The sequence below is a fragment of the Geodermatophilus sp. SYSU D01186 genome (assembly GCF_054050215.1).
Genome location: NZ_JBJGYW010000012.1, coordinates 121,261 through 133,032 on the forward strand (window position 1 = coordinate 121,261; position 11,772 = coordinate 133,032).

General features: G+C 75.0%; 6 protein-coding genes. 2 read left to right on the top strand and 4 right to left on the bottom strand.

Going from position 1 to position 11,772, the window contains the following annotated elements; genetic code table 11:
• Position 1: 1 nt before the first annotated feature.
• Together ACI784_RS11320 and ACI784_RS11325 are read right to left on the bottom strand one after the other, a co-directional pair.
• Positions 2-1,270 (bottom strand): LLM class flavin-dependent oxidoreductase, encoded by a 1,269-nt coding sequence (locus ACI784_RS11320; RefSeq protein ID WP_457013537.1) that lies wholly within the window; start codon positions 1,268-1,270, stop codon positions 2-4.
• 70 nt (positions 1,271-1,340) lie between these two features.
• Positions 1,341-2,288: a fumarylacetoacetate hydrolase family protein gene (locus tag ACI784_RS11325; RefSeq protein ID WP_457013538.1), complete on the bottom strand. Its 948-nt coding sequence runs from the start codon at positions 2,286-2,288 to the stop codon at positions 1,341-1,343.
• Between the two features lie 164 nt (positions 2,289-2,452).
• On the opposite strand from ACI784_RS11325, the gene ACI784_RS11330 reads away from it, so the two are divergent.
• Positions 2,453-3,433 (top strand): LysR family transcriptional regulator, encoded by a 981-nt coding sequence (locus ACI784_RS11330; protein ID WP_457013539.1) that lies wholly within the window; start codon positions 2,453-2,455, stop codon positions 3,431-3,433.
• Here ACI784_RS11330 and ilvA read toward each other — a convergent pair.
• Entirely contained in the window at positions 3,415-4,698 is a 1,284-nt protein-coding gene (ilvA, locus tag ACI784_RS11335; protein WP_457013540.1) for a threonine ammonia-lyase IlvA, read from the bottom strand. The two genes, ACI784_RS11330 and ilvA, sit on opposite strands and share 19 nt — an antisense overlap.
• Positions 4,699-4,745: 47 nt before the next feature.
• On the bottom strand, positions 4,746-10,796 hold the full coding sequence (locus tag ACI784_RS11340) for a DUF4011 domain-containing protein (protein ID WP_457013541.1): 6,051 nt from the start codon (positions 10,794-10,796) through the stop codon (positions 4,746-4,748).
• Between the two features lie 322 nt (positions 10,797-11,118).
• Between ACI784_RS11340 and ACI784_RS11345 the strand changes: the two genes are divergently transcribed.
• Complete coding sequence (locus ACI784_RS11345; RefSeq protein WP_457013542.1) at positions 11,119-11,544, top strand: hypothetical protein; 426 nt, start codon at positions 11,119-11,121, stop codon at positions 11,542-11,544.
• Positions 11,545-11,772 lie beyond the last annotated feature (228 nt).

An 11,772-nucleotide genomic window follows, 5' to 3' on the forward strand; every position in this document is an offset into this window, starting at 1 on the left:
GTCAGGCCTGCCCGGTCGTGGCCTCGGCGAGACCGAACTCGGGCATGACCTCGGTGGAGAACAGCTCGAGCATCTGCAGGCCCTCGTCGCGCGGGATCATGCCCCAGTGGAAGAGCCACACGAAGTAGTCGATGGGCAGCTTCGTGAGGAACGCCCCGACCTGGCGCTTGACGTCGTCGACCGTGCCGCCGATGAGCAGCCCGCTGTTGATCAGCCGGTCGGCGAGGTGCTCGCCGGGCTTGGGCACCGGGCCCTCCTCGCCGTCGTACCGGGCGCCCTCCATGAAGCCGAACTGCTCGTACCAGCCCTGCCAGACCGGCTTCTCGTAGCGGTCGACGCTCTCCCGGATGCGGGCCCGGACCTCGTCCTCCGGCGTGCCGTTCGGGTAGATGTAGAAGGTGCGGCAGACGCCGATGCCCTCCCCGAACCGCGGGTCGCGCCCGCGTGAGTTGGCGCCCTGCACGTAGATGTCCATGAGCTGGCGCAGCTTCTCGTGCGAGCCCATGAGGATCGTCGGGGTGACGTTCTCCTCCCCGCACCACTGCAGCGTGCCGGGGCTGGCGCCGAAGGCCTGGAACAGCTGCGGGTGCGGGCTGGTGTAGGGCCGCGGCACGACGCTGACGCCCTTGATCGTGCCGTGCTCGTCCACCTCGCCGGGCTGGCCGTAGGGGCCGGTGATCGTCTTCGCCGGCGGCCAGTTCGGGATGCCCTCGACCGGGAACGGCACCTTGTAGGTCGGGCCGTCGTACTGCAGCAGCGGCTCGGTCCACGCCTTCTTCATGATCGCGAAGTTCTCGGAGAACAGCAGCCGGTTGCGCTGGTCGGCGTCGCTCATGTCCGACGCCGTCGAGGTCACCCCGAACCGCTGCCCGAGGATGTTCTGCCACCGCGCCTGGTAGCCCCGGGCCATGCCGACGAACAGCCGGCCCTTGAGCATGTGGTCGGCGATGGCGATCTCCTCCGCCAGCCGGATCGGGTCGTGCGCGGGGAGGACCAGCCCGAGCTGACCGTGCCGCAGCCGCTTGGTGTGCTGGCCCAGGTAGACGTTGAGCATCAGCGGGGCCGGCGAGATCTCCATCCCCTCGGAGTGCATGTGGTGCTCGACGTGGGTGATGCCCCAGTAGCCGAGGTCGTCGGCCGCCTTCACCAGCTCGACCAGGCTCTCCAGCATCCGCTGGTAGGCGTCGTTGTCCCGGCCGATGGGACGGCGGGCGGCCATCTCCTGCTCGTCGCCGAGCGTCGGGTACACCTGCAGGATCACGTCGGGCATGCGCTTCTCCGTTGCCTCGGGGTGGGGAGCGCGCGGTCGAGACGACAGCGCGCCGTGTGCAGGGGAGGGGTCAGCCCGCCCGGTCGGTCAGGTCGATCCCGAAGCCGGGGGCGTCCCGCTTCTTGCCGACCGGGTTGCGCAGGACGCCGATGCCCTCCACCTCGAGCTCGACGACGTCGCCGGGCTGGATCCAGCGATCGAGCTCCAGGCCGCACCCGCGGCCGATCGTCCCGCCGCCGATGACGTCCCCGGGCTGCAGCGGCTGGTCGACCGACAGGGTGGAGATCACCTCGGCGAAGCTGAAGACCATCGCGCCGAGGGCGCCCTGCGACCAGGTCTCCCCGTTGACCCGTGCGCTCATCCGGGCGGTCGAGATGTCGATGGCGTCCGCGGTGGTGAGGGTCGGGCCGAGGGAGGTGGCGAAGTCCTTGCCGAAGGCGGGCCCGAGCCGGACCTCCATCTCGCGGAACTGGATGTCCCGCGCGCTCCAGTCGTTGAAGATCGTGTAGCCGACGATGCAGTCCAGTGCCTGCTCCGGCGTCACCTGGGAGGCCGGCCGCCCGAGCACCGCGGCCACCTCGAGCTCGTAGTCGAGCTTGTCGGTGTAGTGCGGCCAGGGGACCTCGTCCTCCGGGCCGATCACCGTGTCCGGGTTGCCCTTCCAGTGGATCGGCAGGCGGTACCACTCGGCCGGCACCGTGCCCAGGCTGTTCCGGACGTGCTCCTCGACGAGCATGAAGTCGCGCATCGAGTTGGGGCGGGGCAGCGGCGCGGCGAGCCGGACCTCCTCCAGCGGCACGAGGGAGTGGCCGGTCTCCTGAGCGCGGACCAGGCAGGTCCGGGCGAGGTCCAGACCCCGCTCGCCCAGCCGGAGGAGCGCGAGCACCGAGTCCGGCCGCGGGGCGTCCGGGGCGAGCGCCGTGGCCGCCGCGAGCAGGTCGAGGACCTGGCCCCCGTCGAGGACCCCGGGGAGCGGAGGTCCGGCCGCTCCCGTGCGGCGGAAACTGACCAGTTGCACCGATCCGCCCCTCTCCGGTGGGCTCCGACGACCACCTGGGGCCGAACCTAGGTCCGGCGCGAGCGGCGTGGGAAACAGTGAATGCCGGTGGATTGACCGGCTAGCGTGGTGAATCCGCCCGCGGCCGGCGCCGCCGGCCTGTGCGCCCCGGGAGGTCAGGTGCGGTGAGGGACGACGTCGAGCTGCGCCACCTGCGTGCGTTCGTGGCCGTCGCCGAGGAGCTGAACTTCTCCCGGGCCGCGCGCCGGCTGCATCTGGCGCAGCAGTCGCTGAGCGCGCAGGTGCAGCAGCTGGAGCACGGCCTCGGCGTCCAGCTGTTCCGCCGGACCACGCGGCGGGTGGAGCTCACCGAGGCCGGTGCGGTGCTGCTGGACCGGGCACAGACGGTGCTGCGACTCGTCGCCTCGGCGCTGGAGCAGACCCAGCGGGCCGCCGCGGGGGAGAGCGGCCGGCTGGTCGTCTCGTACACGCCGACGCTGGTCCAGGAGACCCTGCCCCACCTGGTCTCCGCCGTCCACGAGCGCCTCCCGGAGCTGTCGCTGCAGATGTGCGAGATGTGGCAGCCGGAGAGCCTGGAGGCGGTGCGGGCCGGGCGGGTGGACGTCGGGATGGCGCGGTCGGCCAACGTGGGCGAGGACCTGGAGTCGGTCCGGCTGCGCGACGAGCCGATCGGCATCGTGCTCGGCAGCGGTCACCCGCTGGCCGTCCACCCGGTGCTCACCGTGGCGCAGCTGGCCGACTCGACGCTGGCGATCTGGCCGCGTCAGTTCTCGCCGGACTTCTTCGACCAGGTGGTCGGCTCGTTCCGGCGGCACGGCTTCCGCGGGCCGATCCACGAGTTCGAGTACCTGACCTCCGCGCTGTTCCACCGCGACCCGGCCGCCCGCGCGGAGATCGTCGCCGGCTCCGCCTTCTCGGTGGCGTTCGTGACGCAGTTCGACCCCCTGCCCGACGGCTTCGTGTGGCGCGCCGTCGAGCCGGCACCGCTCATCCCGGTCCAGGTCTACTGGCGCCCCGACGCCGGTGCGGCGGTCCGTCGCTTCGTGGAGGTGGCGCTCGGGGTGTCGAGGGCGCAGAGCTGGCTGGACCCCGGGACCGGCCGCCCGCAGGACGCGGTCCCGGCGGGTCAGACGAGGAAGCGGTAGGCCGTCGTCCCCGGGGCCACGTGCTGGATGCGCAGCGGGCTGGCCTCGATGCGGGCGAGCAGGCCGGGCAGGTCGGCCGCCCGCCCGATCTCGATGCCGGTGAGCGCGGCGCCGGTCTCCCGGTTGTCCCGCTTCACGTACTCGAACAGCACGATGTCGTCGTCGGGGCCGAGCACCTCGTCGAGGAAGCGGCGCAGCGCACCGGGCTCCTGCGGGAACTCCACGAGGAAGTAGTGCTTGAGCCCGCGGTGCACCAGCGAGCGCTCGACCACCTCGGCGTACCGGCTGACGTCGTTGTTCCCGCCGGACAGCAGGCACACGACCGTCTGCCCCGGCTCGACCGTCACCAGGCCGCCGGTCAGCGCGGCCGACGAGAGCGCGCCGGCGGGCTCGGCGATGACGCCGTCCACCTGGTACAGGTCCAGCATCTCGGTGCAGATCTGGCCCTCGGGGACGGCGACCAGGTCCGCGCCGCAGTCGCGGACCAGCGGGAGGGTGATGTCGCCGACCCGGCGGACGGCGGCGCCGTCGACGAAGGTCTCCATCTCCGCGAGCTCCACCGGACGGCCCGCGGCCAGGGCCGCGGCCATGCTCGCCGCGCCCGCCGGCTCCACCCCGACCAGCCGGGTGCCGGGGCTGTGCGCGCGCAGCCACGTGCCGCACCCGGCCAGCAGGCCGCCGCCGCCCACGGGCAGGACGACGACGTCGGGCGGGGTGGCGAGCTGCTCGAGCACCTCGACGCCCACCGTGGCCTGCCCGACCACGGTGGACAGCGCGTCGAAGGCCGGCACCAGCGTGGCGCCGGTGCGCCCGGCGAACGACGAGGCCGCGGCCGCCGCCTCGTCGTAGGAGTCGCCGGTGACGACGAGGTCCACCGCGTCCCCGCCGAGGGCGCTGATCCGCTCCCGCTTCTGCCGGGGCGTGGTGCCGGGTACGAACACCGAGCCGCGCACGCCCAGCGCCCGGCACGCGTACGCGACGCCCTGACCGTGGTTGCCGGCGCTGGCGCACACGACCCCCGCGGCCCGGGCGGCGGGCGCCAGCCCGGCGATCGTGTTGTAGGCGCCGCGCACCTTGTAGGACCGGCCGACCTGCAGGTCCTCCCGCTTCACCCAGACGTCGGCCCCGGTCGCCGCCGACAGCCGGGCGTTGCGCTGCAGCGGCGTCCGCTCGGCCACCCCGGCGAGGCGGCCGACGGCCTCCCGCACCGCCGCCTCGAACGACCCGGAGTCCAGGCCCGCGCCCGCGAGGGAGGGAGAACTCATGCCGCCATCGTCGCCGACCCGCCGCCCCGCCCCGCGGGCAGTCCGGGTCACCCCGCCGCGGTCAGCAGGCCGGACTCCTGGCGGGTGAGCCGGCCGGCGTCCAGTCCGCGGGCCAGCGCCGCCTCCAGCAGCGGCAGCAGCGACGGCGTCCGCCGGCGGTAGCCGAAGACCTCCGCCGTCCGCAGGAACAGCTCGTCCTGCGTCATGCCGGCGCTGGCGCGGCACAGGGCGACCATCGCGTTGCCGACCTCCTCCGGCGCGACGTGCTCCAGCGGCCGGTCGGCGCTGGCGGACTGCCGGCGGAAGGCCGACCAGGTGTCGCGGTCCAGCGTCTCGGGCCAGACGAACTCGCCGACGAGGGTGACTGGGGGCAGCAGCGCCAGCAGCGCGTCGCGCCGGGACTCGCTGACCCGGGTCAGCCCGAACGCGCTCGCGGTCAGCCGGGTCAGCCGGTCGCGGTGCACCGGCCCCTCCGCCTTGAGCCCGGCGGTGAGCACCCGCTTCACCGTGCGGGCGATGCGGGCGTCGGAGAGCGCGTCGAGGACCTTGCGGTCGCCGGCGGTCTTGGGCACCCACGGCACGAACGGCAGCTCGCCGTCCAGCGGCGTCGCCGTGGCCTTCCTCGCCGTCCGCCGCGCGGGCCGGGCCGGAGCCGGCTCGGGAGCCTCGGTCACGGGTTCCTCGACGACGGGGGCCCCGACCTCGGCGACTCCAGCGACCTCGGCGACCGGGACCTCGACGACGACCGGTGCGGTGGTCCGCAGCGGGACCGCCGACCTCAGCTCGGTCGCCGGCGGCTCGGCGGGGGCGGGGACCGGCGGGACGACGTCTCCCGGCTCCGCGACGGCCATTGTGGCCACGATGGCCGGCTCCTGAGGGGCCGAAGTGGCCACAAAGGCCGGCTCGGCCCGGCGGGCGGGCACCGGCGCGGCGTCGACGGCGGCGACCAGCCGGTCGAGCACCGCCTCGCGGTCGCGCAGCCAGGTGGGCAGCCAGACCCGCTCGACCGCGGGCCAGCGCAGCATGCCGGCGAGGACGTCGACCGGCAGGCCGTCGCGGTCGCCGACCGTCCGGCGGCGGGCCCACGTCGGGCCGTCGAGCAGCACCGCCATGACGGGCGCGTCCGGCGCCTCGGCGCGGGCGACCGACAGGTCCACCCGGAACTCCGAGAGGCCGACGTCGGTGCGCACGACCAGCCCGCGGTCGCGCAGCGCGGCGGCGATCTCGTCGCGGTGCCGGTCCGGGACGGCGACCGGACGGGCGTCCTTGGGCAGCGCGTCGGTGCCCAGCGCGGCCAGGTCCAGGTAGGCGCGCAGGTGCTTGATGCCCACCGACGAGGTCTGCTCCGCCCGCAGCTGCGACGGCTCGAACGAGGAGAAGACGACGACCTGCCGCCGGGCGCGGGTGACCGCGACATTGAGCCGCCGCTCGCCGCCGACCCGGTTGAGCGGGCCGAAGTTCAGCGGCAAGAACCCGCGGTCGTTGACGCTGAAGCCGGTGGAGAACAGCACGACGTCGCGCTCGTCGCCCTGCACGTTCTCCAGGTTCTTGACGAACAGCCCCTCGCCGTCGGTGCGGTCCAGCGCCTCGACCAGGCGGTCGTCACCGGCGTCGCGCAGCAGGCCCTCGATGTAGGCCCGTTGCTGCACGTTGAACGTGACGACCCCGATCGAGGGCAGCTGGTCGGGCGAGGCGTCGAACCGGCGGCGGATCTCCGCGACGACGGCCTTGGCCTCCATCGGGTTGGTCCGCAGCAGCCGGCCGGCGCCGGAGCGGTGGAACGTGCCGTTGACCCGCACCAGCGAGATGCCGCGGCCGTCGACGTCCGCCGAGGGGCGGCCGTGGGTCGGCGCGGGGAACGACGAGAGCCGGTTCTCGTAGTAGTTGGCGTTGCTGAACGCGATGAGCGACTCGTCCTGGCTGCGGTAGTGCCACGACAGCCACTGCCGCGGCACCCGGGCCTGCACGCACTCGGAGAGGATCGACTCCTCGTCCTCGACCGCGGTGCCCAGCAGCTCGATCCCGTCGTCCTCGGCCGCGCCGGTGGACGGCTCGGCGAAGGACGTCGGCGGCATCTGCTTGCTGTCGCCGACGACGACCGCGGCCCTCGCCCGGCCCAGGGCGCCGACGGCGTCGGCCACCCGGATCTGCGAGGCCTCGTCGAAGACCACGAGGTCGAACAGGCCCGCCTCGGCCGGGAAGAACCGGGCCACGGAGTCGGGGGAGACCAGCACGCACGGCATGACGGCGGTGACCAGCTCCCCGTACTGGGCGAGCAGGCCGCGCACGCCGAGCCCGCGACGGGTCTTGGCCAGCTCCCGCTGCAGCGCGCCGACCTGGCCGTTGCCGCTGGCGGCGTCGAACGGGCGGGCGGCGAGCACGGCGCCGGGCAGCGCCGAGCGCAGGTGCTCCCGGACGGCCTTCGAGGCGGCGGTGAACCGGGTGATCGCCCGCAGGTGGACGTCGGCGTCGAAGCCGTCCAGGCCGGAGGCGGCACGCCGCTCGGTCACCGAGGCGAGGGCGACGCCGTGCTCGAAGGCGCGCACCGCGTCGTCGGCGGGCAGCTCCCCGCTGATCAGCAGCGCCCGTGCCTCGTGCAGGCCGGCGGCGCGCAGCGGCTCGAGGGTGTCGATGAAGTCCGCCCAGCGGCGCAGCGACATCAGCCCGGTGTGCTCCACCCCGCGCTCCGGGCGGGTCATGTGCCAGCGCAGCACCAGGCCGTCGTCCCCGGCCCAGCGGGCCAGCTGGCGCGAGCCGGTGGAACACACCCGCAGCAGTGCGGTGATCGCGTCGCGCAGCCGGGCGACGGCCGCACCGGTGGCGGCGTCGGGACCGGGGCCCTGGACCACCCAGCGGCGCAGGGCGGCGGCGAACTCGCCGTCCCGGTCGGTGGCGGCGCCGGCCGCGCGCAGCCAGGCCACCTGCCCGTCGAGCAGGGTGGGCTCGACCAGCGGGTTCCAGCCGGCCGGCACGGACAGCCCCGGGATCACGGAGGCGCGGGCGGCGATGCCCTGCGCCGCGGTCTGCACCCGCCACAGGGCCGCGGTCAGCTCGGGGACGTCCTTGAGCTTCACGCTCACGCCCGGCCGCAGCACCGGGGCCAGCTGGTCGCGGACGGCGCGCAGCCCCTTCCGGCGGGCCATCCAGCGCCCGGCCTGCGCGGTCTGCGCGGCGACGTACAGGTCCGCCAGCGGCAGCTCCAGCGCGGCCGGCGTGGCCAGCTCCAGCCCCGGGTGGACGGCGGCGGCGAACGCGGCGACCTCGCCGAGCACGGTGGTGGTCGCCGTCGTCCAGCGCTCGGTCGGCACCTCGTCGAGCACGTCGAGCGCCGTCGCGGGGCCCGTGAGCAGGTGTGCCAGGGCGGTGAGGTCCTCGGGCGTCCGGACCTCGCGCAGCGCGCGGGCCAGGTGCTGCTCGGCCGGCAGGTCGCGGATCCCGGCGTCGACGGCGGCGGCGGCCTGCTGGGCGGCGAGCAGGTCCACCCGCGCGGTGTCAACGAACGCCCACGCGTGCTGCGGCGAGGGCCGCACCAGGTCGGCGATGTCGGGCAGCAGCGCCAGCGCGCGGCGCACCGCGGTCATCGTCTCCGCCGACGCGGCGGCCACGAAGGTCGCCGGCAGCGGCATCGACGGGACGCCGTCGCGCACGGCCAGCGCGGCGGTGCGGGCCGAGTAGTAGGACAGCCCGGCGGCGTTCTCGGCGTGCAGCCGGTCGGCGTAGCGGGCCAGGGTGCGGCGGGCGGAGCGCAGGTCCTCGCCGTCGGCGGCCAGGCCCTGCTCGTCGACGGCGACCGCGTGCTCCAGCGCCGCCTTGATCTGCGCGCGGACCACCGAGGTCTTGCTGCCCTTGTCGTGCAGGTCGAGGGCGAACGGGCCCATGCCGACGGCCTCGAGCCGCCGCGCGACGACGTCCAGGGCCGCCCGCTTCTCGGCGACGAACAGGACCCGCTTGCCGTCGGCGACCGCCCGGGTGAGCAGGTTGGTGATGGTCTGGGACTTGCCGGTGCCGGGCGGGCCCTCGAGCACGAAGGTGCGGCCCGCGGCGGCCTCGGCCACGGCCCGCAGCTGCGAGGCGTCGGCCGGGACCGGGCAGGTCGCGGCGAGCTCGTCGAGGTCGACCCGGTCGGCGGTGTCCGGCGCGGGGTCGGCGAACGCCTCGGTGGGCTCGTGCACCAGGTGGGCGACCAGCGGGTTGGCCGTGAAGTCGGCCCAGTGCTCGTCGAGGTCCTTCCACAGCCGGAACTTGGCGAACTGCAGGACGGCGAGGTCCGCGGTCGGCTCGACGCGGTAGGGCAGCGCGGAGTCGGCCAGGGCCTGGCGCATCGCCTGCAGCGCGCGGTCGAGGTCGATGCCGGCGCCGTCCTCGGCCGGCTCGGTCAGCCCCGGCACGGTCAGGCCGTGCAGCTGGCGCAGCTTCTCCAGCAGGCAGTGGTTCGGGGTGGTGGTGCCGGTGTCGTCGAGGGTCAGCCGGTAGACGCCGTTGCGGCTGGTCGGGGTGAGGGCGACCGGCACCAGCACCAGCGGCGAGCGCAGCGGCCGGCCGTCGAGCTCCCACGCCAGGCTGCCCAGCGCCAGGTACAGGTTGTTGGCGCCGGTCTCCTCGCGCACGGTCTTCGCCTTGTAGGCGAGGTTGCGCAGCCGGGGCAGGTAGCCGCCCTCGGTGACGTCGGCGTGCACCGCCTTGCGCTCCACCAGCAGCTCGGCGAGCACGTCGGCCGGCAGCTCGGTGGCCGAGCGCAGCCCGCGCTCCCGCTGGACGGCGGCGATCCGGTCGCTGGGCAGCAACTGCACGGCGGTGCCGGCGTGCAGCAGGTCCTCCAGCGTCCCGAGGGAGGCGGCGGGCACGGCCAGCGGGAGCCCGGCGCGCTCGGAGTAGTTGATCAGCCGGTTGCGCAGCGAGAGGTCGAGCAGGCTGTTCTTCCACTGCTGCACCCGGGCGGGGGTCTCGGGGCGCCCCGGCTGCACCGGCGCCGGCGTCCGCTCGACCGGCTTGGCCGCGACACTGTGCAGTGCCGGCCGGTACTCGAACACCTGCACCGCGCCGTCCGTGCCGCGGGTGCGGGCCGGCAGCGGCACGATGCCGTCGCGCCGGGCGCGGTGGACGTCGGTCACGCCCAGGACCCGGTCGAGGTCGCCGGTCAGCCAGGCGTCGTACGCGGGGGAGTGCAGGTCCTGCGGCTCGCCGTCCCGGGCACGGCTGGTGAGCAGCGTGGTCTCCACCAGCCGCACCAGGCCCAGGTCGACCAGGTTGACCAGCGGGGCGACGTCGGTGGTCGCGGCGCTCTCGGCGCCGCGCTCCTCCCGCCAGTAGCCGAGGAAGGCGTGCCCCTCGGCCAGCCACAGCATCGGGCGGATGCCGGCCTGCTCCAGGGCGGCGGCCAGGACGACGACGGTGTCCAGGCAGGTGCCGACCCGGCCGTCGAGGACGTCGCCGGGGGTGCGCACCTTCTGCCCGACGTCGGCCCAGCTGGCCGGCGGCTCGCTGTAGCGGATGCCGCGCCGGCGCATCGCCTCGGTCAGCGCGGCGACGATCTCGTCGACCCGCTCCGGGCCGGACTGGTAGCCCTGCACCGACGCGCTGCCGGTGCGCTCCTCCAGCAGCACGCTGGCCTCGTCGATCAGCGCGGTGACCGCCGGGTGGTTGGGCATGACGTGCGCTGCCAGCATCTCCAGCGCCAGCGGGACCGGCGCGGCCAGCCACTGGCTGGCGGCCAGCACCTGCACCGGGACGGCGGTGCCCGCGACGTCCTCGCCGTCGACGAGGAGGTCGATCTCGATCGAGCCCGGGCGCTGCTCCTCGATCTGCAGCATCGCGGCGGGGTCCATGACCAGGCCGACGTCGCTGAGCACCGTGGTCTGGCCGGCGTCGAGGTCGACCAGCAGCTCGACGGCGCTGCCGATCGGGCCCTCGGCGTCGCGGACGCCCAGCCGGACCGTCGCCGCGCGCACCGGACCGCCGTGGTTGGTGAACGCCAACCGGCTCACCACGGGCACCCGGTTGTGGGCGAGCGCGTAGCTGAGGACCGGGGTGGAGGTCGCCGAGATCGCCACGGCCGGCCGGGTGCTGGTGTCGGTCGACCGGAGGTCCGTGGCGCTCATGCGATCTGTCTACCGGTCCGGACGGAACGGTCCGGTCAGGTGCGCGAGGCGTCTGGGGCGGGTGTGACGGGTGCTGCCGGTCTGACCACGGATCACATCCGGGACACCTCCGGACGGTCACGAACACCGGTCCGCGTGCCGATCCGCGCGACCCGGGGCGGCCGCGTTCCGACCGGCGTTGCGGAACGGCACGCGCCGGATCTCTTCGTACGGTCGGCCGGACGCACCCGCACCGAGGAGGGATCCCATCAACGACGACACGGTCCGGTTCCGGCCGGCGCACCGCGCACCCTCGTCCTCGTCCGTCGGGCGGTGGGCCGTGGTGGCGGTGGCGCTCGCGGCGATCGGCCTGGTCGCGATCGCCGGTGTGGTCGTGGGCCGGTCCGGCGGGAGCGTGGCGCAGGAGGCGACCCCGGCGCCGGAGGCGGTCGCCGGACCGCGGTCGGTCGTCGGCGAGAGCGCCGACCCGGTCGCGCGGGGTGGACGGCTCGCGGTGGACGACGCTGCCACCCCGCCGTCCGCGGTGCCCGGGGTTACTGAGCCGCCCGTGCCGGAGGTCGTGAAGGCCCCCGACGAGCCCGTCCCCACGCGGCCGGCGACCGCCTCCACCAGCGCGGTCCCGCCGGAGCCCGCGCCCGAGCCCGCTGCGACCGAGGACGCCGAGCCGGCCCGGTGCGGTGAGGGGCGTGGCGCAGCCCGAGCGCGGGACGCGGCCGCATCCCAGCGGGGCGGCGCCGCCTGCCGATGACCTCTGCACGGCCGCGGGCTCGTGAGAGGTCGGTGGGCATGGGCCGTGCGCAGCGGCGGGAGTCGGGACCGGGCGTCGGGCCGACCCACCCGGTCGCGGGTCGAGGTGTGCGCCGGGGAGCTCTACACGGGTGATCGTGTGACCCCGCGGTCGCGCAGCGGCGGGGCTGACGCCCCGATCTCCGATGGAGCGTGTGCGCCGGCGCCCGGTTCTGCGCGGGAGAACCGG

What these genes read in the sequence shown, in the direction of transcription:
- ilvA (WP_457013540.1), bottom strand. Translation starts at nt 4,698, where the DNA reads ATGAGTTCTCCCTCCCTCGCGGGCGCGGGCCTGGACTCCGGGTCGTTC.
- ACI784_RS11340 (WP_457013541.1), bottom strand. Translation starts at nt 10,796, where the DNA reads ATGAGCGCCACGGACCTCCGGTCGACCGACACCAGCACCCGGCCGGCC.
- ACI784_RS11320 (WP_457013537.1), bottom strand. Translation starts at nt 1,270, where the DNA reads ATGCCCGACGTGATCCTGCAGGTGTACCCGACGCTCGGCGACGAGCAG.